This window comes from Rhodococcus sp. G-MC3 (assembly GCF_030063335.1).
Lineage (GTDB): Bacteria > Actinomycetota > Actinomycetes > Mycobacteriales > Mycobacteriaceae > Rhodococcoides.
Genome location: NZ_JASISW010000001.1, coordinates 178,363 through 205,116 on the forward strand (window position 1 = coordinate 178,363; position 26,754 = coordinate 205,116).

Consider the following 26,754-nt stretch of genomic DNA (forward strand, 5'->3'; position numbering starts at 1 on the left):
TCACGTGTCGTACATCAGCGTGATCCCGTAACGGTTGGGCGACTGACCCTGGATCGAAACGACGGCGTCGCCGGTCACCGTTTCCAGTGCACCGGCGCCGAGACCCTCGACTACAACCAATCTGGCATCGACGGAGTCTGCACCCTGTGTCCCCTCGCGGCGAAAGACGAGAGATCCCTCGTGTCCGTCGATCGATCCCACGAAGCGCAGGCGACGGTACCGGTCCCCGTGATCGCCCCCGCATAGCGGTAAGACACGTCCGCGCGGGTGAAGCCCCGAGCCGGAAAATACCTGTCGTCGTCCGGCTCTGGGTCCTTGTCCTCGTCGGAGAGGACGTGCTCTTCCCAGGAGGCGATGGTGAACTTGGCTGTTGTCCGGCGTGAATAGGTCGTGTGATCGCTGAATCGCTCGGATCTACTTCGATTGGGGATGTGCGCCAACACCGGCTATCGCGCGGTCACCGAAACGAGAACCCGGTCTGCTTCCATCTCGAAACGGCTGCCCGCGATACGACCTCCCCACCAGAAGCCCAATCCGGAAACGACGAGAGCGACCGGAATAGCTAGGTACGACAGCGCCCCTGGCAAGAGGAGACCCATCAGAAGCGCTGGGACTGCAGCCACGACAACCACCAGCAAGCCTGCCAGCGTCAACAGAAATGACGAGCCGTTGAACGATCCACGAAAGTTCATCGATAACGCATTCTTTTGCTCGGGCACCGGATACGGCGCGGAAACCGATATCCACGCAACGACGCCCGCACCTACTCCTAGCGAGGATGCGGTCACCGCGATCGGCACGGCGAGCCTGTCGGCGCCGAGGTCCCCGAAAATTCGAATTACCGCCACGGACGCCAGTGCGAACGGCAACACGATCACACACCATGCGATCTGCCTGCCACGAACGTCAGCGCGAGCCGCCTCGGGCGTCATGACCAGATGCCACATCGAACTTCCGTCGTATCCATACAGATTCACGCCAGATCCGACAGCGGTGACCAGGACGAACCACGCACCCCATGCTGCCGTGAACGGTATCGACGCGGACAGCAACGGACCGACCCCGGACAGGATCGCGCTCACCACAAGGGAGACGAGTTGTGTACGCCGGTTCAGTTCACCGCGCCAAAGCGACAGTTCACGGACGACGACAGCACCCGTCGGGCTCGTGCGCCAGCGCGTGTCCTCCACACCCCGACGACGTCGACGCTGCGTCGCAGCGACGTTCGAGGATCCATCCCCGCCGACGGGTGACCCGTCGAACTGCCGAATCACCAGACGTTTCCACGCCCACAACAACACCACGTCCAGCAGCAGCAGAGCTATCGACGCACCCGCTGCGATCGCCCACGCACCCCGGGCAGCGGCGTCCACGCCCGCGGCCCCCCAGGCGAACGGAACCGCATGCGCAAAGGTCGTCGGCCACGTGATGCCGCTGTCGACGACGAGATCGAGGTTGTTCAGGATGGGAAACTGAAGCATGTAGACGCCGGCGAACAAGGTTCCGAACATTAACACTGCGAGCTCCCGACGCTTACGCGTACGCAACAATCCCGACATCGTCAGCGTCGCTACGCGCGATGCGGCGATGAAGAGGAGAACTGTTGCAGGCCAGGCAATCAGAGCTACGGGTAGCGCTGCGAGCGATCGAGTTGCAGCGCTGATCGGAAGAACGGCAACGGCCACGATCGTGATCGGAACGACCATTCCGACGGTGGACGATACGAACAATGCGTGTGCGAGCTTGGTCGGCTCGATCGGAAGCAGCGTGAATTGACGGGGATGCAGATTCTCGTCGGAGATGCCCGAGAGCACCGGTCCGATCAACCAGAAAACACCGATCACCACGAGCACCACGGCCGTGACGCCCGGGTTACCCTCGCCGGATGCCGCCGCGAAGCACTGGGTGATGGCACACCCCAATCCGAGTAAACCCGCAATCGTCTTCACGGCCGCTCTGCCCCCGGTGAACTGTCTCTTGTACAGGGTCACCCGCATCGCGAGCACGGTGCGAAGCGTCGAATTGCCTCCAGATTTCACGAGCGCATCCACGATAGGCCCTGATTCCCTTTCGATTGCGTCCCAACGAGACGGACGAAGGCATCGTCGAGGCTGGTGCCGCCGCGGATCTCGTCCAACGTCCCTGCCGCCACGACCCGCCCGCCCGTTATGACGCCGATATGGGAACAGAGCTGTTCGACGAGAGTCATCACGTGGCTCGACATCACCACCGTCCCTCCCGACCGTACGAACTGCACGAGAATGCTTCGAATCCCGGCACCGGAGATCGGATCGACCGCTTCGAACGGCTCGTCGAGTACCAGTAGTCGCGGTCCGTGGAGGAGCGCGGCGGCCAGACCGATCTTCTTGGTCATTCCTGCTGAGTAGTCGGCGATGACGGCGTTCCCCGCGTCGGCGAGATCCAGCGCCCACAGCAACTCGTCGCGACGAAGCCCGATTGTCTGCTCGTCCATACCGCGCAGGCGCCCCAGATACGTCAGAAGCTCCGACCCGGTGAATTGCGAGGGCAAGGCCAGTCCGTCGGGAAGAACACCGAGGAGACGCTTGGCCCCGATTGGATCGGCCCACACATCCTGCCCGAGGACGAGGCTGCGTCCGTACTGCGGCCGAAGGAGCCCTACGGCCATCGACAGCGACGTCGTCTTGCCTGCGCCGTTGGGACCGACGAGCCCAAACATGGATCCGGTTGGTACGGCAAGGGAAAGGTCGTCGACGGCGGGTCTTCCCCCGAACGTCATACACAGGTGCTCGAGATGAAGTGCCCATGGGTATGTCGTCGACTGGTCCATACAAACAGACTATCCGGTACCAATCGACGAAGTGCTACACGGGCATCATCAGCTTCCCCGACAGCCGCTCGAGATATTCCAATACCTCTGCCTCTGATTTGTCCGGCATGCCGTACACCACCTCGGTCACTCCCAACCCCTCCCAGCGAGCCAACTTGTCGGCGTCCGGTTTGAAATCGAGTACCACCACTTCGGGATTCCCACCGCGACCGGCATCACGCCACAACTGCTGGAACCGGGCGACACGAGACTCGATGTTCCGCTCACCAGGCGTGGTGATCCATCCGTCGGCCGACCGGACGATCCAGGCGAAGTTCTTGTCGGTCCCTGCTGCGCCGACCAACGTCGGAATTGCACCTTTCTGAACAGGTTTCGGCCATGCCCAGCTCGGCCCGAAGTTGACGAACTCCCCGGCATACTCTGCCTGCTCCTCCGACCACAATGCACGCATGGCCTCCAGATACTCCCGCAACATCGTTCGACGTCTGCCCGCCGGAACGCCGTGATCGGTCAATTCGTCCACGTTCCAACCGAATCCGATTCCGAGGCTCACGCGGCCTCCGCTGAGATGATCGAGGGACGCGATGGACTTGGCCAAAGTGATCGGGTCGTGCTCGACGGGTATCGCCACCGCGGTACCGAGCCGTATCGAACTGGTGAGCGCAGCGGCCGTCGCGAGTGACACCCAGGGATCGAGAGTTCGTGCGTATCGATCGTCGGGCAGCGACGAATCACCGGTCTGCGGGTGCGCTGCTTCGCGCTTGACCGGAATGTGAGTGTGCTCGGGAACGTAGAACGAGTGAAATCCCAGGCGTTCGCCTTCGGCCGCCGCGGCGGCAGGGGTGATTCCGCGGTCGGAGGTGAACAGAACGAGACCGAAGCGCATGCGTTATTAGAACGTGTTCTAGTCCGCTTGGCAAGCAATCGCGACGGTCACTCCCCGTCGACTGGTCTTTCCCACCACCAGCGGGCCGCCGCCGCTCCCCCGGATCGCCGCCGCTTCTGCGACGCTCGACACACCCACCGCCGCACGAACACGGCTCGACGGATCGGGGACGACGATGGAGGCGAGTTCGTCGGCGGTGAACACCGAACACCGAACACCGAGCGCGTCTGCGACCGAGCCACCCAGCGTCCGCTTTGCCTCGATCGTTGCAACCGCACTTACCGTCCAGGACGAGCGGACTAGACTCCCGACCAGTTCAAGACACTCGAGGACCGTCGCCGCCGAACTCGCACCAATACCCACGACAACGCACTCAGACATGAGCAACGGAGAAGGCAGCACAGGCGTCGACGAAACGACTCACCGATCTCGGAATGCCTGCCGGGTGCGTGTGAAGATACGACGCGTGAACGCCGCCCTGGACGAATCCCTCGCGGATGACTCGTTGTTCGACCACTCTACTGGGATTGCGCCACCCCCACGCCGGAGCTGGATTTTCGATTCCACTCTCCACCAACATCGTTCGGTGGAACTCATGACCGGTCACCCGTGTACCCGCCTCGAACAGAACGGAATTCTCCAGCGCAACCGCATCTCGGTAGCCGAGCGTCAACGCGGACCCGAAGCGGGCTTCGACGTCGAGGACGCCTGCCATCGCATGGCCGTCGAGGCGGCGCCCGAGGTACAGCAGGCCTGCACATTCTGCGTGAATCGGAATGCCCTGGGCGGCAACCCGCCTCACATCCGCCAGCAATGCCGTGTTGGCCGCCAACTGCTCGGCGTGCTCCTCCGGAAATCCGCCGGGCACAACGACGCCCGCGACCCGATCCGGCAGTCCATCGCTCAATGGATCGAACACCGCGACCTCGGCGCCCGACGCACGTAGGAGTTCGACGTGTTCCGCGTAGCCGAACGTGAATGCTGCCCCGCCGGCGATCGCCACCACCGGAGCGCCGTCGGACCTCTCCCCTGCCTCCAGCTCTGCATCCCAGGCCGTCGCGGCGACCGACGAGTCTGCCAGTGACACGATCGCCTCGAGATCGACGTGCTCGCGAACGAGCGCAGCCATCGCGTCGACGGCTGCTTCGGCGCGAGTTCCGTGCTCGAGTGCGGTGATCAGTCCGAGATGACGAGAGGGAACAGCCAACTCGGTCATACGGGGAAGCGATCCCAGTACTGGCACACCCACGCGTTCGCACGCTTGCCGCAGTACCTCCTCGTGCCGAGGACTGCCCACGCGATTGAGGATCACGCCGCCGATACGCACGGACGTGTCGAACGTCGAGAACCCGTGCAGCACAGCAGCAAGGCTCTGACTGTGTCCCCTGGCATCGACCACCAACACGACCGGCGCACCGAGCATCGAGGCCACAGCGGCCGTCGATCCCTCCGCCGACGCCGCGCCCGCACCTGACATGTCGATCTTTCCGTCGAACAACCCCATGACACCTTCGACGATTGCGATGTCGCATCCAGCGCTGCCGTGCCGGTACAGCGGACCAATGCGCTCGGACCCGACCATCACCGCATCGAGATTGCGACCGGGCAAACCCGTCGCCAGTGCGTGATAGCCGGGGTCGATGTAGTCGGGACCGACTTTGAAGGGCGCGACTCTCGTGCCCGCAGCCCGCAACGCGCCCATCAAGCCGGTGGCGACGGTTGTCTTGCCGCTACCTGACGCGGGCGCGGCGATGACGACAGCGGGAACCGAGTAGGTCACCATTCGATGCCGCGTTGACCTTTACGGCCCGCATCCATCGGATGCTTGACCTTGGTCATCTCGGTGACGAGGTCGGCTGCCTCGATCAACGCCTGTGGTGCGTCGCGCCCGGTGATCACGACGTGCTGATTTCCCGGTCGATTCCTCAGGACCTCGACTACCTCGTCGACGTCCACCCACCCCCACTTGAGTGGGTAGGTGAATTCGTCGAGTACGTAGAAGCGATGCGTTTCTTCGGACAATCTTCGGGAGATCTCGGTCCACCCGTCCGCTGCAGCCGCGGCATGATCGACCTCTGAGCCCTTCTTACGCGTCCAGGACCAGCCTTCGCCCATCTTGTGCCATTCGACGGCTCCGCCGGTCCCCGACTCCTCGTGTAGCTCGCCGAGAATCTTGAACGTCGCCTCTTCGCCGACCTTCCACTTCGCACTCTTGACGAACTGGAACACCCCGACATCGAATCCTTGGTTCCACGCGCGCAGCGCCATACCGAACGCAGCAGTCGATTTTCCCTTGCCTGGCCCCGTGTGCACGGCGAGGACCGGCTGGTTGCGTCGTTGACGCGTCGTCAGACCGTCCTCGGGAACCGTCCCGGCCAGTGGCACTCCTTGTGGCACGACTCGCTCCCTACGCCGCTGCGCGGACGATGTCCGCGACACGCTCGGCCGACAGATCGCCCAGTCGAACGTAACCACCACCGAGGTGGCGAGCGAAATCTGCGGCGAGCCCGAGACGCACCATTCCCGACTCGCAGTCGACGACGACGGAGGCAATACCGTCGGAGGCGATCCTCGACGCCGCGATACGAGATCTGCCCACCGGGTCCACCCCTCCCGTCGCACGACCGTCCGTCAGCGCCACGACGAGTGCACGCCGCAGAGGATCGCGGACCTTCTCTCGCAGCACGACTTCACGTGCCTTCAAGAATCCTTGCGCAAGTGGCGATTTCCCGCCGGTCTTCATTCTGTGTAACCGCGTGACCGCGACATCGACACTCGACGTCGGAGGCAACACGAGCTCGGCGTCACGCCCTCGCACGGTGATGACGGCGACTTTGTCTCGTCGCTGATAGGCGTCGCGCAGCAGCGAGAGCACCGCACCGGTAACGGCGGACAGTCGATCCCGAGCCGACATCGACCCGGATGCATCGACGACGAAAACGATCAGATTCCCTTCGCGTCCTTCGCGCTGAGCACCGCGCAGATCGGCAGGCTCCAGCCGGAATCGGCCCGCAGTTCGCCCGCGAGCCACCTGCTGTTCGGCTGCCGCGAACAACGTCCCGATCAAGTGAAGGCCACTGCCACGTTCAATGGTTGCGCGTACGGCACGACCCTGCGCCGACCGCGAACGCGATCTCCGGCCCGGGGCACCTTCACCCACGCCGGGGACCTCCATCAGCCGCGCACGGAATTGAGATCCTGGAGTTCCTGCGTCGCGATCGTGGGAACCGTTGCCTGCAGGCTTTTCTGGAACCTGTTGGTCATCTTCCTCGGATCCTGAAGAGTCGGCATCCGCTTGTGCGCCGCCCCCATCGCCGTCAGGACCCGAGTCGGTGGGGTCAGGATCGGTGGGGTCGGGATCGGTGGGGTCAGGATCGGTGGGGTCGGGATCGGTGGGGTCGGGATCCGGTCGCTCGGCCTGTTCGGCGGCGTCGCGCATCGCATCGTCGAGAGCCTTCTCATTGATACCGGGCTCGTCGAACGGATCTCGCCGACGCCGATGCGGCAGAGCAAGCTCCGCTGCGACGCGCACATCGCTCTCCTCCACGGTCTTCGAGCCACGCCATGCCGCATGCGCCGAGGCCGTCCGGGCAACAACGAGGTCCCCTCGCATACCGTCGACGTCGAACGAGGCACACAGGGCGGCGATCCGGCGGAGTTCGATGTCGTCGAGGACAACGCCGTCCAACACATCCCGGGCTTCGAGAATTCTTCGAGCTATATCGGCGTCATCGTTCGCGTATCCCTCCGCGAACGCGTGCGGATCGCGCTCGTAGTTCAGGCGGCGCCGAACCACGTCCATCCGAACGTCGACGTCACGGGAGGCACGCACGTCCACAGCGAGCCCGAAGCGGTCCAACAACTGTGGCCGCAGTTCCCCTTCCTCGGGGTTCATGGTGCCGACGAGCACGAACTGCGCCGGATGCGAATGCGATACACCGTCGCGTTCGATGTGGACGCGTCCCATCGCGGCGGCATCGAGAAGCACATCGACGAGGTGGTCGTGCAGAAGGTTCACTTCGTCGACGTACAGAACACCGCGATGCGCGGCCGCCAACAGACCGGGCTGAAATGCGCGTTCACCGTCGCGCAGCACTTTCTCGAGATCGAGCGAGCCGACCACCCTGTCCTCGGTGGCGCCGACGGGCAGTTCGACCAGCCGAGCGGCGCGCGTGACACCCGCGTCCTCGACGGCCGGGAGCAAGGCAGCGAGCGCGCGAACCACGGTGGATTTAGCGGTCCCTTTCTCTCCGCGCACCAGCACGCCACCGATACCGGGGTGCACCGCGCAGAGGATCAGCGACAACCGAAGTTGATCCTGGCCGACGATCGCGGTGAACGGATACCCGGGCTGCGGCACCTCGATGTCCTGCTGCACGAGAAAATCTCCTTAGTTCCGCGGACTCCGCGCCGAGGATTCGAGATGCTCGCCGGGCAGGCGAGCGATGTTCGACGGTAACCGTGCGGTGATCTGGCTTCGGAGGAAACTTCTCCTCGTACACAGTGGCGGGACCGCGCCTGATTCTCACAGGACTTCCCCGCATCAGCTCCGTTGGTGAAACACTACTGCCGGTGTGGTTCTACCCCTCGCTCCACGGCGTACCGCCGCCGCGGCGCATAGGTGTATGAGGAATACCGTCCTCGAGAACTTCCTCGCCATCGGGAAGGAACCCGTGCTTGGCGTACATGTCGACGAGGTAGCTCTGCGCGTTGATACGGCACGGCGCAGATCCGACCTCGGCCAGAGCCGCACGCAAAATTCGCGTCGTGTGCCCCTGACCCCGCGCCGAACGCTGAGTGCACAGTCGTCCGATCCGGAACGCCTTTTCGCCGTCGTCGTGCTCTTCCATCAAACGAAGCGTGCACACAACCTCGCCGTCACGTTCGAGCCAGAAGTGCCGGGTCTCGGCGAGAAGATCCCGACCGTCCAACTCGGGGTACGCGCACGCCTGCTCAACGACGAATACCTCTACACGCAGCTTCAACAGGTCATACAGAGTGTTGTTGGACAGGTCAAGAGCCCAGGATCGCTTGAGGGCAGCTGCTTGCGTAGTCATCTGCTGTTGCTATCACACGCCGCTGGGCTGTGCACGATGGGACGCCTCGGCACGATGGGACGGCTCGGCACGATGGGACGGCTCGGCGAGCAGCGTCGTATCGTCCAACTGGAGTCCACGAGCGGTCCAGTCGAACATCTCACGGAACAGAGCCGGATCCTCGGCGAGCTTCTTGCCCAAGGACGGAACCATCTCCTTCAGCTTCGGCTGCCAACCCTGGTAGCGATCGCCGAAGCAGCGCTGAAGCACGTCGAGCATCGCGGGGACAGCGGTGGACGCACCGGGCGACGCACCGAGCAGACCAGCGATGGTGCCATCGGCAGCGTTGATGACCGCCGTGCCGAATTCGAGTACGCCGCCGCGGCCCTTCTTCCTGATGACCTGGACACGCTGGCCTGCCGTGACCAGTTCCCAGTCCTTGCCGACGACATCGGGGGCGAATTCCCGCAGAGTCTCGACGCGGTCTGCTTCGGACTGAGCAAGTTCACTCACCAAGTACTTCACCAAACCGAGTTCGGTGACGCCCACTCCGAGCATCGACATGAGGTTGCCGGGCTTGACGGAACTCGGCAGATCCGTCAACTTTCCCTGCTTGAGGAACTTCGGCGACCAGCCTGCGTACGGACCGAACAGCAGGCCGGGCTTGCCGCCGATGACGCGGGTGTCGAGGTGCGGCACGGACATCGGCGGAGCACCGACCGATGCCTTGCCGTAGACCTTCGCCGAGTGCTGACCGATGAGGTCGGGGTTGGTGCATCGCAGCCATTCGCCGCTGACCGGGAAGCCGCCGAATCCCTTGATCTCCTCGATGCCGGACTTCTGCAGCAGGTGTAGCGCGCCGCCGCCTGCCCCGACGAAGACGAACTTGGCGTTGACGGTCTTTTTCGACCCGGTCCGCAGGTTCGCGATCTTGATGTCCCACGTGCCGTCGGACTGCTGCGAGATGTTGCGCACGTCGCTGCCGAAGTGAACGGTGCCGCCGGAGCCGGAGATGTAGTTCAGCAACTGACGTGTGAGAGCTCCGAAGTCGACGTCGGTGCCCGAGTCACTCCAGTTCAGCGCAACGGGATCGGAGAAGTCCCGACCCTTGCCCATCAGAGGCAGACGCCTGGTGAACTCGTCGGCGGTATCGATGTACTCCATCCCTTCGAACAGCGGGTTCGCTGAAAGCGCGTCGTAACGCGCGCGCAGGTACTTCACGTTGTCCGCGCCGTGAACGAAGCTCACGTGCGGGATCGGATTGATGAAATTCTTCGGGTCGCTGAGAACTCCGGACTCGATGCTGTGGGCCCAGAACTGACGCGACACCTGAAACTGCTCGTTGACGTTGAGCGCCTTCGAGATGTCGACCGAACCATCTTGGTTCTGCGGGGTGTAATTGAGCTCACACAGCGCGGAGTGGCCGGTACCTGCGTTGTTCCATGCGTCACTGCTTTCGGCAGCAGCAGCATCGAGTCGCTCGTACACGTCGATGGACCATTCGGGTTCGAGCTGCTTGAGCAGCGCACCGAGTGTGGCACTCATGATTCCTGCGCCGACGAGAACCACGTCGGTCTTGTACCGCTTGACCTGCTTATCGTTCGACCGCTGTTCGTTTGACCGCTTTTCGTTTGACACTGGAGAATCGACTTCCTTGTCCGTGAGTTCTCGTTACCGAGTTCTGCTTCAGGTGGCGGTTACGTTACCCGCCCGTATGTACCCAGCCCGACGCGCTTGAAAAGCCTGTACTCGATTGTGCTCCGCGTGACGTCTTTACAGGGCCTACTACAGTTGTGATCTGTGACTACCTGGGAGCCCGATGTCCTCGGCGACGGCTACGAACAGACCACCATCGCTCTCGGTGACGATCCGGACGGTGAGGGGAAGGTCGAGGCCACCCTTGTCCGGTATTCGCCACACGATTCCCCTGCTCCCGAGCGCGCGGTCATCTACGTGCACGGGTTCACCGACTACTTCTTCCAACAACACATGGCCGAGCACTTCGCTGCGAAGGGCTTCGCCTTCTATGCCCTCGACCTACGCAAATGCGGCCGCTCGCTCCGCGAGGGACAGACGCCTCACTTCGTGACCGATCTCGCGTTCTACGACGCAGAACTGAACGAGGCTCTTGCGCTGGTGAGCAGCGACTCCGGCGGTGCGTCGGTCGTGTTGGCAGGACACTCCACCGGCGGTTTGATTCTCCCGCTGTGGTTGGACCGCCTCAACCGCCAGCAGGGCGGAACGGCAGGCCTGGGCATCGACGGTGTCATCCTCAACAGCCCATGGTTCGACCTACAGGGTCCGGCCGCGATCCGCAGCGTCGGGACTACCGCAATCGACCTGATCGGCAGAGTCAAGGGTAAGACTCCGGTACCGGGCAACGGCCTCGATACCTACGGTTTGTCACTCGCAAAATCCGAACACGGTGAGTGGGAGTACAACCTGGATTGGAAGCCACTCTCCGGTTTTCCCGTTACCTTCGGATGGATCCGAGCGATCAGGCACGGCCACGCAAAACTGCACCGCGGACTCGACATCGGCGTCCCCTCGTTGATCTTGCGGTCCAAAGTGACACATTTCTCACGGAAGTACAGCTCCGAGATCGATGTCTCCGATGCAGTGCTCGACGTACGTCAGATCGCTCGGTGGGCAGGATGCTTGGGAGACCGCACCACCATCGTTCCGATCGAGGGCGCACGCCACGACGTGTTCCTGTCCACGGAGGAACCGCGCACACGGGCATTCGCCGAAGTCGACGAATGGCTGGATTGGCTGTATCGAAGTGCCCACATCGATCACGAGTCGGGTAGCAACCACCACGAGATCGGCACCATTTCATGACCGAACCGACACACTTCGATATCGCGATCATCGGATCCGGATCCGGAAACTCGATCGCGGATTCGAAATTCGACAATCTGAAGATTGCTCTCTTCGAGGAACATTCACCGTTCGGTGGGACGTGCCTCAACGTCGGATGCATCCCGACGAAGATGTTCGTTTACGCTGCCGAGGTCGCACAGACGATTCGCGACTCGGCCAAGTACGGCATCGACTCCTCGATCGACCGTGTCCGCTGGACCGACATCGTCGATCGCGTATTCGGCCGGATCGACCCGATCGCCGCGGGCGGCAAGCAGTATCGCCAAACGGGAAGCCCCAACGTAACCCTGTTCTCCGGGCATGCGACGTTTGTCGGACCGAGGACCATCGACACAGGTACCGGCAGCGTGATCACCGCCGACCAGGTCGTCGTCGCAGCGGGCTCGCGGCCGATCATTCCGCAGCAGATCCGCGACAGCGGAGTGCCATTCCACACGAACGACGACGTGATGCGTCTGACCGAACTGCCGGAACACTTGGTGATCCTCGGATCTGGTTACATCGCCGCAGAATTTGCGCATGTGTTCGGAGCCCTCGGGTCGAAGGTTTCAATCGTCGCACGCAAGGACAAGCTTCTGCGCGCGCTCGACGCCGAGGTCTCCGATCGTTTCACCGAGTTGGCACAGAAGAACTGGGACGTGTACCTCGATTCCGGTGAGGTCGAGGCGATCTCCGAGGGCGACCGCGTCGGCGTCGAGATCCCCGGCGGCACGAAAGTTCTGGGCGACGCGCTTCTCGTCGCCGTCGGACGCGTGCCCAACGGCGACCATGTCGGCGCGGACGCCGGCGGCATCGAACTCGACGACGAGGGGCGAATCGTCGTCGACGAATTCGGACGAACCACAGCAGACGGGGTGTTCGCCCTGGGTGACGTGTCCTCGGATTACCAGCTCAAGCACGTCGCCAACCATGAAGCGCGCACCGTGGCCTACAACCTGCTGCAAAACCGCTGGGAAGACACGAGTGCCTTCCGCGCGTTCGATCATCGGTTCGTCCCCGCTGCGGTGTTCACTCACCCGCAGATCGCCGAGGTCGGCATGACCGAGGCACAGGCACGCGATGCCGGGCTCGACATCACCGTGAAAGTCCAGAATTACGGCGACGTCGCCTACGGCTGGGCAATGGAGGACCAGGAAGGATTTTGCAAGGTCATCGCGGAAAAGAGCACCGGAAGAATTCTCGGTGCACACGTCATCGGCGCTCAGGCGCCAACAGTCATCCAGCCGTTGATTCAGGCGATGAGTTTCGGAGTCTCCGCGCAGGACATGGCCAGTGGACAGTATTGGATTCACCCGGGATTGCCCGAGGTTGTCGAGAACGCGCTGCTCGGCCTCGATATCTAGCGCGGCTTCGCCGCCCGTGAGTGAACGGTACGCCCCTCTGGTACCTGCGCACTTACGGGCGGAAGCCGCTCTACCAGGGACTGGTGCGCAGCACGATCTCGGTGGCAAGTTCGGACGTGGCTCCAGAAGGAATATCGTCCACTCCGTCGAGTTCAACGACGCGAAAGTCGCCGTACACAAGTCTGCCGGTGCCGTCCGCCGCTGCGCGGCGTAGCGAACTCCCGATCATCAAGGTCGTTGGCAACTCCACCGCTGGACAGCCTGCCTCCAGCACCGTTCCCGTCTCGTCCGCGATTGCCGGATGCGGGCGGTCGCATACGACAAGACTTGTGAATTTCCCGAAGGTTCGCGCCGCCATACTCCACGCCAGTTCTGCGCCCTCCTTGCTGCCGACGAGATGAACCCACGGCAGTGAGAGTTCGTCGAGAATTTCGAGCACCGCAGCTTGGTCGAGGCCTGCAACATCTTCTACTGCAATCGTTTTCAGATCCGAGTTGTGCAGTTTTTCCGCGACACCGTCGTATACATCGGGTAGGTCACCGACGCCGGGCAGCAGCAGCACAACGTGTCTCGACTCCGGCCCGGCGATGCGCAACATCGAGCTCCCGCCGCGGGCAGACACTTGCTTGTGATCCATGGGATATGACGCTACTGCACCGTCCGCCCGCCTAGTTCCAACCTTCGCACTATTGCGCTCGAATCCATGCGGTTATGGTTGGTTACCGCGGCCCCGCCTCTTCGATGATTTCCAGTACTGCGTCGACGTCGAGGTTGTTCTCGACGAGGTCGGCCAACAAATCGAGTTGACCCTCGCGCATCGCGGCAACGGATGTGTCGGGTGCTACGTCGAATCCGGTGCGGCCGGCCTGAGCGGCCGCCCAAGTGAGAAATTCCCTTCGGAAAGCGTTGGACTCGAGAACGCCGTGCCAATGCGTCCCGACGACTCCGCCTCGGACACTGCCTTCGGCCGCCCCGTCGGCATAGCTCAACAACGACGCATCGCCGTTGTGCACGACACGCCCGTGGTGAATCTCGTACCCGGAAACATCGTTCTCGCCGAAGTGCCGCGAGGTTCCCACCACTCGTTCCAGCACTTTCTCCGAATGGAACTCGATCTCCAGATCCAGCACACCGAGACCGTCGGACCTGCTTGTTGCGGATTCGACGCCGTCCGTGATCGATCGCCCGAGCATCTGGTAGCCGCCACAGATCCCCAGAGTGGGACGCCCCTCCGCGGCACGCTGCACTACGGCTTCCGCAAGGCCAGTTCGCCGCAACCACTCCAGATCGGAGATTGTCGCTTTGCTGCCCGGAATCACGACGAGGTCTGCATCGGTGAGCCGCGAGGGTTCGGTCACCCAATTGACCGCGACTCCCGGTTCACATGCCAGTGCTTCGACGTCGGTCGTGTTGGAGATGCGCGGCAGCCGAATCGCCGACACTCTGAGCCACTGCGACCCAGCCGGCCGACGAGGCCGGCCTACGGGAGCATCGGCAACGGTTCCGAGCGAATCCTCGGCATCCATCCACAATTCGTCGGAATACGGAATTACCCCGTATGTCGGTCTTCCGGTGAGACTTTCGAGTTGATCGAGGCCGGGCGCCAACAGTGCAGGGTCGCCGCGAAACTTGTTGATCACAAAACCTCTGATCAAGGCCTGGTCTTCGGGCGACATGATCGCCGTCGTGCCGTAGAGATGAGCGAGCACTCCCCCGCGGTCGATGTCACCGACGACGATCACCGGCAGGCCGGCAGCCGTGGCCAAGCCCATGTTCGCCAGATCCGTTGCACGGAGGTTGATTTCGGCCGGAGAGCCTGCTCCCTCGCAGATCACGACGTCGTACTGCGCCCGCAGTGATTCGAGTTCCTCGGCGACAACGGCGCGTAACGCCTGCCGATGTTCGATGTAGTTCGACGCCGATACATTCGCCACGGCACGACCGCGCACCACCAACTGGGAAGTGCGGTCGCTCCCGGGCTTGAGCAGTACCGGATTGAACTGCACACTGGGTTCGAGTCCACATGCGGCAGCCTGGAACGCCTGTGCGCGCCCGATCTCACCGCCGTCGAGGGTGACGACCGAGTTGTTGGACATGTTCTGCGCCTTGAACGGCGCAACGGACACACCCCGCCGGGCCAGCATTCTGCACAGGCCTGCGACGAGAACGCTTTTGCCTGCATCCGACGTGGTCCCGGCTACCAACAACGCACCTCGCGTGGGAGTCACGGGAGAGTCAGGATCTCACTGCCCGTATCCGTGACCAATAGAGTGTGTTCGAACTGCGCCGTCCACTTGCGATCGTGTGTGACGACAGTCCAACCGTCGTCCCACATCTCGGCATTGATGCCACCGAGATTGATCATCGGCTCGATGGTGAACGTCATGCCGGGCTCGATGATGGTGTCGACCGAGGGCTGGTCGTAGTGCAGTACAACGAGACCGTTATGGAAGGTGGTGCCGATACCGTGGCCGGTGAAGTCCTCGACGACGCCATACCCGAAGCGGTGTGCGTAGGACTCGATGACCCGGCCGACCACATTGAGAGCGCGCCCCGGTTTGACGGCTTTGATCGCGCGCATCGTCGCCTCGTGAGTACGTTCAACGAGCAGGCGTGCCTCTTCGGAGACGTTGCCCGCGAGGAATGTCGCGTTGGTGTCGCCGTGGACACCGTCGATGTAGGCGGTGACGTCGATGTTGACGATGTCTCCGTCCTCGATGACTGTGGAGTCCGGGATGCCATGGCAGATCACCTCGTTGAGCGAGGTGCAGCACGATTTCGGAAAACCTCGATATCCCAGAGTCGACGGGTAGGCACCATGGTCGATCATGTACGCGTGCGCGATACGGTCCAGCTCGTCGGTGGTCACTCCCGGCGCGACGGCCTTTCCCGCTTCCTGGAGTGCCCGGGCGGCGATGGTGGAGGCAACTCGCATCTTCTCGATTACTTCGGAGGTCTGGACCCACGGCTCGTTGCCTTCGACTGCGGTCGACTTCCAAGCGTATTCCGGCCGTTCGATCGACTTCGGCACATCGAGCGTTGGCGATACGACGCCCGGCACGAGTGGCTGACGGGGCGTGCTCTCGGCGATCACAGACATGGGTATCAGGGTAGTCGCTGCCTACCGCGGCGAACGTCCTGGCCGGTTCGGGTGCCGGTGATGGAACCCGCGGGGAACGCGGCGGCACCTTCACATCTATGATGCAAGTCACATGCGATGGAAGGACTGCCGTGTCGAGCAATGACCTCCTCCGTCCACGCGACGGAGATGCCCTCAGAGCTGAGCTGCGTGTGATCGTTGGCTCGTCCGGTGTGCCTGTGGTCTTCGGCGGCGAGGTTGCCGAACGTGGTTTACATCTGAGCGAGTTCCACGGCACCCGCACTCGTGGGCTGGACGGCCTGATCATCGCGAACCGCTTTGGACTCGGCGGACGCGTCATGGATCGACGCCGACCGGCCGCAGTCAGTGACTACAGCAACTCGCAGCACATCACCCACGACTACGACAGGCCCGTTCTCGGCGAGGGACTGTGCTCGATACTTGCCGTACCGGTGGTCGTGGCAGGTATCTCCCGTGCGGTGATGTACGCAGCGATCCGCGAACGTGGCCCGATGGGAACGAGAGTCGCGGACACCATGATCCAGGCGTCCAAACGGCTCTCCCACGAAATGGCAGTACGCGACGAGGTCGATCAACGATTGAGGATGCTCGACGCCCGTGCAGCACAACCCGAATCGACGGCGACTACGGGAGTGCTCAGGGATGTCTACGCCGAACTCCGCACGCTGAGCCAATCCTGCGATGACGACGAGTTGCAATCGAAGCTCAGAGCACTGTCGGATCGAATTTCGCTGGCGCTTCACCCTTCGGAACGAAGTGATACAGATCCGACCCTATCCGCTCGCGAGACCGACGTCCTCGCTCAGATCGCGCTCGGATGCACCAATGCCGAAGCAGCACAGCGCCTCTCGCTCAAACCCGAAACCGTGAAATCCTACCTGCGCACGGTGATGAGCAAAACGGGGACCCGTTCTCGCCACGAGGCGGTAGTGGCCGCGCGGCGCCTCGGCTTACTTCCCTGATCGGTACCCGGCGCTAGCTGTATCCCTCGGGCAACTGCTCGAACATTTCGCGGGTGACCGCAACCGCATTGTCCGACGACCCACCGCGCACGACGAGCGTGGCGAACGCAAGATCACCTCGGTATCCCGCGAACCACGCGTGCGAGCCTCCTTCGACCTCTGCCTCACCGGTCTTGCCGTATACCTCGCCCTGGTCTGCGATGCGCTCGGCGGTGCCGCTGGTGACCACCGACCTCATCATTCCGCGAAGGCCATCGACCATCGCCGGGTCGATCGGCGGATGATCACCGTCGATGGTGGTCTCGCGGCCGACGATCAGATTCGGCACCGGCGTCGATCCGTGCGCCACCGTCGCGGCGGCGAGTGCCATTCCGAAGGTGGAGACCACGACCTTGCCCTGACCGAACCCGTCCTCGGTCCGCTGTACCAATTCCGCAGAAGGAGGGACGGATCCGGAGTCGGTGGGCAACCCGACGACGTCATAGTCGGGACCGACACCGAACTGCGACGCCGCGACCGTCAGAGCGTCGGGCTGCATTTCGCTTGCCAGCTTGGCGAACGCGGTGTTGCACGAGCGGGTGAACGCAGTTCCCATCGACACGTCACCGAGCGAGAACTCGTTGTAGTTGGGGATGCTTCGTTCGCCGATCTCGATACGGCCGGGACACGGAACCGTTGTATCGGGCCCGGCGAGACCGGTCGAGATCGCCGCCCCCGCAGTGATGATCTTGAACGTCGAACCGGGCGGATAAAGACCCGACGATGCCACGGGCCCGTCACGATCGGCCTGCTTGTTCTGAGCCACCGCCAGAATCGCACCCGTCGACGGCGCAATAACCACCATCATCGCTTGTTCGACCCTCGCGTTCACCGCGTTCTGTGCAGCGACCTGGATGTTGCGGTCGAGACTGATCGAGACCGACGGTGCAGGTTCGGGCGGGGTATCGGTCAGCACGTCGATGTCGACACCGTTCCGGTTGACGGTTACCACGCTCCACCCTGCCTTGCCGTCCACATCGTCGACGACCGTTTTCTTGACCTGAGAAACCAGGTCCGGAGCGAAGGTTCGATCGGTGGACACCAGATCGGATTCGTCCGATGCCGTGACGCCGGGCAGTGCCGCCAAGGTTGCTGCGACGCTCTGATAGTCCTCGTCCCGAAGCAGCGCAACGGGATATGCACCGTCGGTCGAGGTGGCCGATTCGACTATTCCCTGCGCGGTGATCGCCCCGTCGAACGGCGCAAGAATCGACGCGAGACCGGTGGCCGAAGCCACGATGTTGTTCGTCTCGTGGGCGTCCACCGTTATCCGGTGCACGACGCCGGGGACCAGAACATCCGATCCAGAACGCTCGTTCACTCGCGCACGGGGAGGCGCTGTCGAGCGAAGAGCCATCGTCTGAGTGTCGCCGAGTTCGGGGTGAATGTCGGTGGACGTCCACCGCACTACCCATTGCCCGTCCGTCCGGCCCATCTGAAGTTCACCGTCGTACGTCCAGACGCGGTCTTTGGGCAGATGCCATTCGTAGGAGTAACCGACCCGTGCCGTGTCTCCGTCAACTTGTACCGAAGTGGTGGACGCCGTCAGAGATTCGGCCTGCAGGTGGTCCCAGGCATCGGTCATCGCGGTCGCAGCCGAATCGGGCCGATCGGTGTCGGCGGACGCTGTGTCGATGTCGCGTTCGGCGAATGCCGCAAGAAAAGCTTGGGCCGCAGGCTCGGGACCGTCCGGACTCGGCGTGCACGCGACGACCGATCCGGCGAACAGCACAAAGGCGACTGATGTTGCAGCACTTCGGCGCACACGCCGGACGTCCGAGAATGTCATCGCGCTCATCGTAGTTGGCGACTGCCCACGAGCCCTCGACGAATCGCAGTCTTTCGGTGCCGGAAGTGCATCGGTCCACCCGAAGGACCGTCAGTCCAACAGGACGGTCGTGAAGGTGGCCACCTGGCTCAGCCCGATCCGCGCGTACGCACGACGCGCGGGAAGGTTGAAACTGTTGACGTACAAGCTGGCGATTCTTCCGTTACGCACTACCGAGTCCACCACAGCCGCGGTGCCCGAGGAACCGAGACCGTGTCCACGGTAGAGCGGATGCACCCACACGCCCTGGATCTGACCAACGGTAGAGGACTGCGAACCGATTTCGGCCTTGTAGATCACCTGGCCGTCTTCGAACCGTGCCCACGCACGACCCGCAGCGATCAGACTGGCGATCCTGCGACGGTACCCGCGGCCGCCGTCGTTTGCCCGTGGGTCCACGCCCACCTCTTCGATGAACATGGCCACAGCGGCGGTCAAGTAGGTGTCGAGTTCGTCGGGGCGTACGAGACGCACGCCCGGATCGGGTGGATGGACCGAATATTGTGAGGTTGCCAGCAGAGGTTGCTCGCTCCGCAGTTCACGGGCCGCACCCCAGTCGGCTTCGAGCATCTCCCACAGCGGCAGGGTCAACTCGGCGCGTCCGACCAACGACGAACACATCCGGGGACCGCGGCACGCACGATCCGCAAACGACCGCAGATCGTCGACCGAACCGAGCAGTGGGACCAGGTTGGCACCGTAGAAACACAGAGATTCGTCGGGACCACCGCGACTCCACATTTCCCCGTGGAACGTGCGCGGATCGAGTCCGGATTCCTGGACGCGCGCAGCGATCATGCACGAAGCAATGGGGTCGGCGTCGAGCACACGAAGGACGTTCGCAGTGTCCCTACTGCTCAGCGGTTTCGCACCGAGAAGTTTGAGCAACTGGGCTCACCTCCGTCCAATGCAGCCTCGGTCGTCCACGACACCCGTCATGAGAGACAGATTGCCAGACTCACAGCGGGATGTGGGTCGTTCGGTTCCAGCACGGCCGCCGCGCTCGTCCCGACGTCGTCACGACACCGTGACGACCGGTGCTCCTGCCTCCGCTCCCCCATCATCCTCGAACTCCTCCGCAATGCGCATTGCTTCCTCGATCAAGGTCTCCACGATCTGAGCCTCGGGCACGGTCTTGATCACCTTGCCCTTGACAAAGATCTGGCCCTTGCCGTTCCCGGAGGCGACGCCGATGTCGGCATCCCGCGCCTCACCGGGACCGTTCACCACGCAACCCATGACAGCCACGCGCAGCGGAATATCCATTCCTTCGAGGCCCGCACTGACCTCGTCGGCCAGCGTGTACACGTCTACCTGTGCACGGCCGCACGACGGACACGAGACGATCTCGAGTTTGCGGGGCCGCAGGTTGAGCGACTGCAGAATCTGATTGCCGACCTTGATCTCCTCGGCCGGCGGTGCCGACAGGGATACTCGGATGGTGTCTCCGATGCCACGCGCCAGCAACGAACCGAATGCGACGGCCGACTTGATGGTCCCTTGAAACGCGGGACCAGCTTCCGTGACGCCGAGGTGAAGTGGGTAATCGCACTGCGCCGCGAGCTGTTCGTAGGCCGCGACCATGATCACGGGGTCGTTGTGCTTGACCGAAATCTTGATGTCGCCGAAACCGTGCTCTTCGAACAGACCGGCTTCCCACAGCGCCGATTCCACGAGCGCTTCGGGCGTCGCCTTGCCGTACTTGTCCATCATTCGCTTGTCGAGCGAACCTGCATTGACGCCGATTCGGATCGGGATGTTCGCGTCCCCGGCAGCTTTTGCGACCTCTTTGACGCGTCCGTCGAACTCCTTGATGTTGCCGGGGTTCACGCGCACTGCGGCGCACCCGGCGTCGATCGCCGCGAAGATGTACTTCGGTTGGAAGTGGATGTCCGCGATCACCGGGATCTGGCTCTTCCTGGCAATGATCGCCAACGCGTCCGCGTCGTCCTGTGTGGGGCATGCCACACGCACGATGTCGCAACCCGACGCTGTCAGCTCTGCGATCTGCTGCAGGGTGGCGTTGATGTCGTGCGTCTTCGTGGTGGTCATCGACTGCACCGAAATCGGGTGGTCGCTGCCGACACCGACGGTGCCGACCTGCAGTTGACGCGTCTTACGGCGAGGAGCGAGTACGGGAACCGGCGGCGCCGGCATTCCCAATCCGACTGAGACAGTCACTTCGTTGCCTTCTTCCCTAGCTACGAACACGAGTCTAGCTAGAACAATTGGATGGGGTTCACGATGTCCGCTGTGAGAGTGAGCAGCATGTACGCGCCGCCGAGCACGATCACGACATAGGTGACCGGCATCAGCTTCATGTAGTCCACTGGACCACCGTTGGGCAATCCGCGCCGGTTGCGGAAGAAGTTCCTGATTCGCTCATAGATCGTCACCGCCATATGACCGCCGTCCAGAGGCAGCAGCGGCAGAAGATTGAAGATTCCGAGGAAGAAATTCAGACTCGCGAGAAGGAGCACGAACACCTGCCACATCGACCGCTCCACCAACTGACCGCCGATCACGCTGGCACCGACCACACTGATCGGAGTGTCGACGTCGCGCGCGCCACCGGTGACGGAGGTCCACAAATCGGCAACCTTGCTCGGCATCTGCACCAGCCGATGGGCAGTCTCGGCGAACATGTCACCGGTGAACGCCACCGAGGCGGGGATGGCGGCAAGCGGGTTGTACTGCGTTGGTTCGAATCTCTCGAGCTGTACACCCACTGCGCCGACCGTCTCGGATCGACGACCGGTCTCGGTGCCGTCGCTCACGAAACGCTGCACCCTCTGTACCTGGACCGGGAAGGTCAATTCCTTGCCGTCACGTTCGACGACGAAATCGATTGTGCCCGAAAGCGGCTGGGTGGCCGCGACGACGTCGGCGAATTCCGGCGTTTCAGTTCCGTTCACGGACGTGATGACATCACCTTGACGAATACCGGCGATGAAGGCGGGACCCTCCCCGACGCATTTCGGAAAGCTCAGGTTGTCATTCTGCGTCGGCGTCACGCACGGCATCTCTCCGACCATCGCACCGGTCGGCGGGTTCAGATTCGGCAGACCCCACCCGACGGCGAGCGTGAAAATGAGCAAGAATCCGAGAACGAAGTTCATGCCGATACCGCCCAGCATCACCACCAGGCGCTTCCACGTCTTCTGCCGATACATCGCACGGTCGATCTCGTCGGGCTCGAGCTCGTCGATGGCGGTCATACCTGCGATGTCGCAGAATCCACCTGCTGGAATTGCCTTGAGGCCATATTCGGTCTCACCGCGACGGAACGAGAACACTTTGGGGCCGAATCCGATGAAGAATCGACGCACCTTCATCCCGGTCGCACGGGCCGTCCACATATGACCCGCCTCGTGGAGCGCGATCGACACCGTGATGCCCAGTGCGAAGAGGATGACGCCGAGTACGAACACCATCTCTGGTCTAGTCCTTCCGATTCAACAATGTGTGGGCGTGCCGGCGCGCCCAGGAATCGGCAGCGAGTACGTCGTCGACGCCGGTCGGAGCGGCGGCCCACTCGTCGCTACCCGACTCGACCACCGCCTTCACCGTCTCGACTATCTGAGGGAAGTCGATGCGGCCCGCGAGAAACGCTTCGGCGGCGACCTCGTTGGACGCGTTGTAGACAGCGGTCGTGCAACCACCCAGAATACCTGCCTCGCGGGCAAGCTGGACGGCAGGAAAGACACGATCGTCGAGCGGTTCGAAGTCCCAGGTGAAGCCGGCGGTGAAGTCGAGAGCCCGCGCTGCGTCGCGAACCCGGTTCGGCCAACCCAGCGCCAGCGCGATCGGTAGCTTCATGTCGGGAGGACTGGCCTGGGCGATAGTGGATCCGTCGAAGAACGTGACCATCGAGTGCACGATCGATTGACGGTGAACAGTGACGTCGATTCGGTCGTATGGCACTCCGAACAGCAAGTGCGTCTCGATCAGTTCGAGCCCCTTGTTCACGAGCGTCGCCGAGTTGAGAGTATTCATCGGGCCCATGGACCATGTCGGGTGGGCGGCCGCCTGTTCGGGGGTGACCGACTTCAATTCGGCCTCCGACCAACCGCGAAACGGCCCGCCCGACGCCGTGAGAATCAGCCGCTCGACTTCCTCGCCTCGTCCGCCGCGGAGGCACTGCGCCAATGCGGAGTGTTCGGAGTCGACGGGGACGATCTGACCAGGAGACGCAGCGGCAAGAACCAGCTCACCGCCCGCTACCAGCGATTCCTTGTTGGCAAGGGCAAGGGTGGCCCCGGTCTTCAGCGCGGCGAGCGTCGGTTCGAGTCCGCGCGAGCCCACCAGCGCATTGAGCACGATGTCCGCAGGCGTGGATTCGATCAGATCGACGACGGCGCGGTCCCCGGTCAGCACGTTCAGCAGGCCGAGCTCGCCGCCTGCGTTCGGATTCGCCACCGCTACTGCCGAGACACCGGTGTCTTGAATCTGCCGACTCAACAGCTCGATGTTGCCGCCACCGGCAGCCATTCCCACCAGTTCGAAGAGGTCGGGATTGGCGGCGATGACGTCGAGCGCCTGAGTGCCGATCGAACCGGTGCTGCCCAGCAGGAGGACCCGCTTGCGCGCGTTCGACGATGAATCGACGGGTGTTCGGGGCTCGTGCACCAGTCCATTGTTGCTGATCGAATCTGAGAGTCACCTATGCGGCCGCAATCTCGTGGCAAGCTCGGGTCTCATGGACCTCTCTTATCCCGAGATCGGTGCCACTCGCGGCCCGCTTCCCCGTGGCTATCACCACATCGACCGCCGCGTCCCGATCGGACACGGTCGGGCAGCTTTTGAGGCCGCGGTAACGGCGCTACTCGGTTGGGAGATGCACCGACGATCAGGGCTGGGCGTGAAGGCCGACACTGCGACGGCGGCGACCGGATCGACGGTCGTCCTGACGCTCGGACCCGTCCGCATCCCCTGCCGGGTGGTGTACGTCGTCGACGAGGGCTCCCGTGCCGGCTTCGCGTACGGGACCCTCGACGGGCATCCTGAGCAGGGTGAAGAGCGCTTCGTCATCGAATACGACGAGTCCGACGCGACCGTCTTTGCCCACATCACTGCATTTTCGAGGCCGGGGCGATGGTTCACCAAGCTCGGTGGCCCTGCCGGTCGAGTTGTGCAAAAACTGTTCACGGACAGGTACTTCGCCGCATTGAGGGCGGCCGTGCGTACCTAGCCCCTGGTAGGCGGATGGGTGTCGATCCAGTGCCGAGCGATGTCGACCCGCCTGGTGATCCACACCTTCTCGTGCGACTGAACGTGGTCGAGGAACCGCTCCAGCGCCGCAATTCGGGCCGGACGCCCGACAAGACGGCAGTGAAGTCCGACCGAGAGCATCTTCGGAGCGCCGGCCTCACCCTCGGAATACAGAACATCGAACGCATCACGTAGGTGTGCGAAGAACTCCTCGCCCGTCGAGAAGCCGCCGGGCGAGGAGAATTTCATGTCGTTGGTGTCCAGCGTGTACGGAATGACCAGGTGATCGACAGTCTCCGAACCACTCTGCACTCGATCCCAATAGGGCAGATCGTCCGCGTAGGAATCCGAGTCGTAGAGGAAGCCGCCGTGCTCGACAACGAGGGATCGAGTGTTCGGTGAATCACGACCTGTGTACCAACCGAGTGGCGTGCTGCCGGTCAGCTCGGTCAAGATGTCGACGGCCTCGGCCATGTGCTCCCGCTCGACGTGTTCGTCGATCAACTGGTAATTCAGCCACCGAAGACCGTGGCAGGCTATTTCGTGGCCCTGCTCGACGAACGCGGCCACCACCTCCGGATTTCTCTGCATCGCTCGTGCGACCGCAAACACTGTCAGAGGAAGTCCGCGACGTTCGAATGCACGCAGAACTCTCCACACCCCGGCGCGGGACCCGTACTCGTACAGCGACTCCATGCTCATATGACGGTTGGGGAAAGCCTGTGCTCCGATCATCTCGGACAGGAAGGTTTCCGATTTCGTGTCGCCGTCGAGAACGTTGTTCTCCGACCCTTCCTCGTAGTTCAGCACGAACTGCAGTGCAATTCGTGCCCCGCCCGGCCACTGCGGATCCGGCGGAGTGGCGCCGTAGCCGACCATGTCGCGCGGATAGGGGGTGAGAGGGTGCGAAAGGCGTTCCGTGGTCACGCTGTGAGTCTCCCAGCAATCGACGTGCGACGCCCGGTTCGGGGCAGACCCTGCTGGCTACGACGGTCGGTCGTATGCGAATATTGTCCCCACGCAACGCACGCCAACCGACGGCGTGGCTTTTGACCCGAGAGGATCGACCGGTGGCACAAACCGAGCTGAACCCCGCTTCGTACGACCCGGTCGAGTACACGCACGAGGACATTGCCGAGGTCCCGTCGGCGAACTGGGGGTGGAGCGGGGAGTCGAACAAGGCAGCACGCATCGCTGCCATCGTCATTGCTGTGTTCCTGCTCTTCATGATCCATGGCAACCACACCGGTCTTGTCGAAGACCTGTGGCTCATTGGATTCGCCGTCGCTCTGGTCGCCATCGTGGTACGAGACATCATCGTCAGGCGCAGGCCCCGCTGATACTTCGAACATCGAGAAGAGCCCGGTGCGACATGCGCACCGGGCTTTACTCGATCCTGGGGACGTTCAGTTCTCCGCCGCCAACTGTCCACATGCTGCTGCGATCTCCTGGCCGCGAGTGTCTCGGACCGTACACGAAACACCCTGTGCAATAACTCTTCTCACAAATTCCCGCTCGACATCCTTTGGGCTGGCGTCCCATTCGCTTCCCGGCGTGGGGTTGAGCGGAATCAGATTGACGTGCACGCGCGAGCCGAGGGCCTTGTGCAGTTTCTTTCCGAGCAAGTCCGCCCGCCACGGCTGATCGTTGACGTTCTTGATCATCGCGTACTCGATGGACACCCGCCGACCCGTCTGATCGGCGTAATAGCGCGCCGCAGACAGGACCTCGGCGATGGACCACCGGTTGTTGACGGGCACCAGCGTGTCGCGTAATTCGTCGTCGGGCGTGTGGAGCGAGACCGCCAACGTCACCGAAAGTCCTTCGTCGGCAAGCTTGCGGATAGCAGGCGCCAGCCCGACGGTCGATACCGTCACCGAACGCTGGGACAAACCGAGACCGTCCGGTGCAGGCGAGACGATTTTGCGGACCGCTGCAACGACGCGCTTGTAATTGGCAAGCGGTTCACCCATCCCCATGAACACCACGTTCGAGAGGCGGCCTTCTCCGCCCGCCACAGCGCCATCACGTAAATCTGCGGCGGCGGAACGCACCTGATCGACGATCTCGGCCGTCGAGAGATTTCGATCGAGACCACCCTGGCCCGTCGCGCAGAAGGGACACGCCATCCCGCAGCCTGCCTGACTGGAAATACAGAGTGTCGCGCGATCCGGGTAACGCATCAAAACGCTCTCGAGCAGCGTGCCGTCGTTCGCCTTCCACAACGTTTTGCGAGTCTCTCCGTCGTCGCAGCTCAGGTGCTTGATCGCCGTCAGCAACGGAGGGAACAGGTCTGCGCCCACCTTCTCGCGTACGGACGCCGGAAGATCCGTCATCTTCGTCGTGTCGGCCTCGAGCCTGCCGTAGTAGTGCCGTGCAAGCTGATCCGCACGGAATGCGGGAAGTCCGAGTTCTTGGACGGCAGCCTTGAGACCCTCACGATCGAGATCGGCCAGGTGACGACGGGGCATACCGCGTCGCTTGTCCTCGAACACCAAGGGGAGGGCAACCCGGCCCTTCTGCGAGGGGTTCTCGGCTGCTGGTGCGTCGGATGCAGTAACGGAGTCGCTCATAATATCTCCCAGTGTCCCACTAGTACGCGATCTGTCCTATTCAACAGATCGGATCGTCGAAGC

Annotated in this window: 25 protein-coding genes; 5 read left to right on the forward strand and 20 right to left on the reverse strand. The window is 62.8% G+C overall.

Features of this window, described 5'->3' with window-relative positions; genetic code table 11:
* From QMK17_RS00850 to mqo, 10 genes are all read right to left on the reverse strand, one after another.
* Positions 1-201, reverse strand: a complete 201-nt coding sequence (locus QMK17_RS00850) for a DUF3224 domain-containing protein (protein ID WP_283506450.1) — start codon at positions 199-201, stop codon at positions 1-3.
* A 245-nt stretch (positions 202-446) separates the two neighbouring features.
* Positions 447-2,051, reverse strand: coding sequence for an ABC transporter permease (locus tag QMK17_RS00855; RefSeq protein ID WP_283506451.1), 1,605 nt, complete (start codon positions 2,049-2,051; stop codon positions 447-449).
* On the reverse strand, positions 2,036-2,809 hold the full coding sequence (locus QMK17_RS00860) for an ABC transporter ATP-binding protein (protein WP_283506452.1): 774 nt from the start codon (positions 2,807-2,809) through the stop codon (positions 2,036-2,038). Before QMK17_RS00860 ends, QMK17_RS00855 begins: the two co-directional genes overlap by 16 nt.
* Before the next feature lie 34 nt (positions 2,810-2,843).
* The gene (locus QMK17_RS00865; protein WP_283506453.1) at positions 2,844-3,695 is read right to left on the reverse strand and encodes an LLM class F420-dependent oxidoreductase; all 852 of its coding nucleotides are present in this window, start codon (positions 3,693-3,695) and stop codon (positions 2,844-2,846) included.
* 18 nt (positions 3,696-3,713) lie between these two features.
* Positions 3,714-4,076 (reverse strand): cobalamin biosynthesis protein, encoded by a 363-nt coding sequence (locus QMK17_RS00870; protein ID WP_283506454.1) that lies wholly within the window; start codon positions 4,074-4,076, stop codon positions 3,714-3,716.
* Positions 4,069-5,478 carry a cobyrinate a,c-diamide synthase gene (locus QMK17_RS00875; RefSeq protein WP_283506455.1) on the reverse strand — a complete coding sequence of 470 codons (1,410 nt, stop codon included), beginning with the start codon at positions 5,476-5,478 and terminating at the stop codon, positions 4,069-4,071. Before QMK17_RS00875 ends, QMK17_RS00870 begins: the two co-directional genes overlap by 8 nt.
* On the reverse strand, positions 5,472-6,092 hold the full coding sequence (gene cobO, locus QMK17_RS00880) for a cob(I)yrinic acid a,c-diamide adenosyltransferase (protein ID WP_283506456.1): 621 nt from the start codon (positions 6,090-6,092) through the stop codon (positions 5,472-5,474). The genes QMK17_RS00875 and cobO overlap by 7 nt, the downstream gene beginning before the upstream one ends.
* Positions 6,093-6,102: 10 nt before the next feature.
* Positions 6,103-8,073, reverse strand: a complete 1,971-nt coding sequence (locus QMK17_RS00885) for a magnesium chelatase subunit D family protein (RefSeq protein ID WP_283506457.1) — start codon at positions 8,071-8,073, stop codon at positions 6,103-6,105.
* Between the two features lie 202 nt (positions 8,074-8,275).
* A complete protein-coding gene (locus tag QMK17_RS00890) occupies positions 8,276-8,752 on the reverse strand; it encodes a GNAT family N-acetyltransferase (protein WP_283506458.1) in 477 nt (158 codons plus the stop codon).
* Positions 8,753-8,764: 12 nt separating this feature from the next.
* Positions 8,765-10,369, reverse strand: coding sequence for a malate dehydrogenase (quinone) (gene mqo / locus QMK17_RS00895; RefSeq protein ID WP_283506459.1), 1,605 nt, complete (start codon positions 10,367-10,369; stop codon positions 8,765-8,767).
* A gap of 162 nt (positions 10,370-10,531) precedes the next feature.
* Here mqo and QMK17_RS00900 point away from each other — a divergent pair, with 162 nt between their 5' ends.
* On the forward strand, positions 10,532-11,572 hold the full coding sequence (locus tag QMK17_RS00900) for an alpha/beta hydrolase (RefSeq protein ID WP_283506460.1): 1,041 nt from the start codon (positions 10,532-10,534) through the stop codon (positions 11,570-11,572).
* A complete protein-coding gene (mtr, locus tag QMK17_RS00905; protein ID WP_283506461.1) occupies positions 11,569-12,957 on the forward strand; it encodes a mycothione reductase in 1,389 nt (462 codons plus the stop codon). The genes QMK17_RS00900 and mtr overlap by 4 nt, the downstream gene beginning before the upstream one ends.
* A 70-nt stretch (positions 12,958-13,027) precedes the next feature.
* On the opposite strand, the gene QMK17_RS00910 is transcribed toward mtr, so the two are convergent.
* From QMK17_RS00910 to map, 3 genes are all read right to left on the reverse strand, one after another.
* Positions 13,028-13,594, reverse strand: a complete 567-nt coding sequence (locus QMK17_RS00910) for an alpha/beta hydrolase (RefSeq protein ID WP_283506462.1) — start codon at positions 13,592-13,594, stop codon at positions 13,028-13,030.
* A gap of 82 nt (positions 13,595-13,676) precedes the next feature.
* On the reverse strand, positions 13,677-15,185 hold the full coding sequence (locus QMK17_RS00915) for a cobyric acid synthase (protein ID WP_283506463.1): 1,509 nt from the start codon (positions 15,183-15,185) through the stop codon (positions 13,677-13,679).
* The gene (gene map / locus QMK17_RS00920; protein ID WP_283506464.1) at positions 15,182-16,057 is read right to left on the reverse strand and encodes a type I methionyl aminopeptidase; all 876 of its coding nucleotides are present in this window, start codon (positions 16,055-16,057) and stop codon (positions 15,182-15,184) included. The genes QMK17_RS00915 and map overlap by 4 nt, the downstream gene beginning before the upstream one ends.
* 101 nt (positions 16,058-16,158) lie before the next feature.
* On the opposite strand from map, the gene QMK17_RS00925 reads away from it, so the two are divergent.
* The gene (locus QMK17_RS00925; RefSeq protein WP_442972669.1) at positions 16,159-17,040 is read left to right on the forward strand and encodes a LuxR C-terminal-related transcriptional regulator; all 882 of its coding nucleotides are present in this window, start codon (positions 16,159-16,161) and stop codon (positions 17,038-17,040) included.
* 13 nt (positions 17,041-17,053) lie between these two features.
* Here the strand turns inward: QMK17_RS00925 and QMK17_RS00930 are convergent, their stop codons facing one another.
* From QMK17_RS00930 to dxr, 5 genes are all read right to left on the reverse strand, one after another.
* Positions 17,054-18,868: a penicillin-binding transpeptidase domain-containing protein gene (locus tag QMK17_RS00930; protein WP_442972665.1), complete on the reverse strand. Its 1,815-nt coding sequence runs from the start codon at positions 18,866-18,868 to the stop codon at positions 17,054-17,056.
* 90 nt (positions 18,869-18,958) lie between these two features.
* Complete coding sequence (locus tag QMK17_RS00935; protein WP_283506467.1) at positions 18,959-19,795, reverse strand: GNAT family N-acetyltransferase; 837 nt, start codon at positions 19,793-19,795, stop codon at positions 18,959-18,961.
* Between the two features lie 129 nt (positions 19,796-19,924).
* Positions 19,925-21,064, reverse strand: a complete 1,140-nt coding sequence (gene ispG, locus QMK17_RS00940; RefSeq protein WP_283506665.1) for a flavodoxin-dependent (E)-4-hydroxy-3-methylbut-2-enyl-diphosphate synthase — start codon at positions 21,062-21,064, stop codon at positions 19,925-19,927.
* 62 nt (positions 21,065-21,126) lie between these two features.
* Positions 21,127-22,341 (reverse strand): M50 family metallopeptidase, encoded by a 1,215-nt coding sequence (locus tag QMK17_RS00945; protein WP_283506468.1) that lies wholly within the window; start codon positions 22,339-22,341, stop codon positions 21,127-21,129.
* 7 nt (positions 22,342-22,348) lie between these two features.
* A complete protein-coding gene (dxr, locus tag QMK17_RS00950; RefSeq protein ID WP_283506469.1) occupies positions 22,349-23,536 on the reverse strand; it encodes a 1-deoxy-D-xylulose-5-phosphate reductoisomerase in 1,188 nt (395 codons plus the stop codon).
* 70 nt (positions 23,537-23,606) lie between these two features.
* Between dxr and QMK17_RS00955 the strand changes: the two genes are divergently transcribed.
* Positions 23,607-24,098, forward strand: coding sequence for a DUF1990 family protein (locus QMK17_RS00955; protein WP_283506470.1), 492 nt, complete (start codon positions 23,607-23,609; stop codon positions 24,096-24,098).
* Here the strand turns inward: QMK17_RS00955 and puuE are convergent.
* Positions 24,095-24,997, reverse strand: coding sequence for an allantoinase PuuE (gene puuE, locus QMK17_RS00960; RefSeq protein ID WP_283506666.1), 903 nt, complete (start codon positions 24,995-24,997; stop codon positions 24,095-24,097). The two genes, QMK17_RS00955 and puuE, sit on opposite strands and share 4 nt — an antisense overlap.
* A gap of 191 nt (positions 24,998-25,188) precedes the next feature.
* Here puuE and QMK17_RS00965 point away from each other — a divergent pair, with 191 nt between their 5' ends.
* Positions 25,189-25,458 carry a DUF2631 domain-containing protein gene (locus QMK17_RS00965; protein WP_283506471.1) on the forward strand — a complete coding sequence of 90 codons (270 nt, stop codon included), beginning with the start codon at positions 25,189-25,191 and terminating at the stop codon, positions 25,456-25,458.
* A gap of 66 nt (positions 25,459-25,524) precedes the next feature.
* Here QMK17_RS00965 and rlmN read toward each other — a convergent pair whose 3' ends face one another.
* The gene (rlmN, locus tag QMK17_RS00970) at positions 25,525-26,589 is read right to left on the reverse strand and encodes a 23S rRNA (adenine(2503)-C(2))-methyltransferase RlmN (RefSeq protein ID WP_283506667.1); all 1,065 of its coding nucleotides are present in this window, start codon (positions 26,587-26,589) and stop codon (positions 25,525-25,527) included.
* Positions 26,590-26,754 lie beyond the last annotated feature (165 nt).

Excerpts from the sequence above, each read along its gene's own strand:
- QMK17_RS00890 (WP_283506458.1), bottom strand. The coding sequence starts at position 8,752 with ATGACTACGCAAGCAGCTGCCCTCAAGCGATCCTGGGCTCTTGACCTG.
- QMK17_RS00910 (WP_283506462.1), bottom strand. The coding sequence starts at position 13,594 with ATGGATCACAAGCAAGTGTCTGCCCGCGGCGGGAGCTCGATGTTGCGC.
- ispG (WP_283506665.1), bottom strand. The coding sequence starts at position 21,064 with ATGCCGGCGCCGCCGGTTCCCGTACTCGCTCCTCGCCGTAAGACGCGT.
- QMK17_RS00875 (WP_283506455.1), bottom strand. The coding sequence starts at position 5,478 with ATGGTGACCTACTCGGTTCCCGCTGTCGTCATCGCCGCGCCCGCGTCA.
- QMK17_RS00860 (WP_283506452.1), bottom strand. The coding sequence starts at position 2,809 with ATGGACCAGTCGACGACATACCCATGGGCACTTCATCTCGAGCACCTG.
- QMK17_RS00870 (WP_283506454.1), bottom strand. The coding sequence starts at position 4,076 with ATGTCTGAGTGCGTTGTCGTGGGTATTGGTGCGAGTTCGGCGGCGACG.
- QMK17_RS00865 (WP_283506453.1), bottom strand. The coding sequence starts at position 3,695 with ATGCGCTTCGGTCTCGTTCTGTTCACCTCCGACCGCGGAATCACCCCT.
- puuE (WP_283506666.1), bottom strand. The coding sequence starts at position 24,997 with ATGGTCGGCTACGGCGCCACTCCGCCGGATCCGCAGTGGCCGGGCGGG.
- map (WP_283506464.1), bottom strand. The coding sequence starts at position 16,057 with ATGTCTGTGATCGCCGAGAGCACGCCCCGTCAGCCACTCGTGCCGGGC.
- QMK17_RS00930 (WP_442972665.1), bottom strand. The coding sequence starts at position 18,868 with ATGACATTCTCGGACGTCCGGCGTGTGCGCCGAAGTGCTGCAACATCA.
- rlmN (WP_283506667.1), bottom strand. The coding sequence starts at position 26,589 with ATGCCCCGTCGTCACCTGGCCGATCTCGATCGTGAGGGTCTCAAGGCT.
- QMK17_RS00925 (WP_442972669.1), top strand. The coding sequence starts at position 16,159 with ATGCAAGTCACATGCGATGGAAGGACTGCCGTGTCGAGCAATGACCTC.
- QMK17_RS00945 (WP_283506468.1), bottom strand. The coding sequence starts at position 22,341 with ATGGTGTTCGTACTCGGCGTCATCCTCTTCGCACTGGGCATCACGGTG.
- mtr (WP_283506461.1), top strand. The coding sequence starts at position 11,569 with ATGACCGAACCGACACACTTCGATATCGCGATCATCGGATCCGGATCC.
- QMK17_RS00955 (WP_283506470.1), top strand. The coding sequence starts at position 23,607 with ATGGACCTCTCTTATCCCGAGATCGGTGCCACTCGCGGCCCGCTTCCC.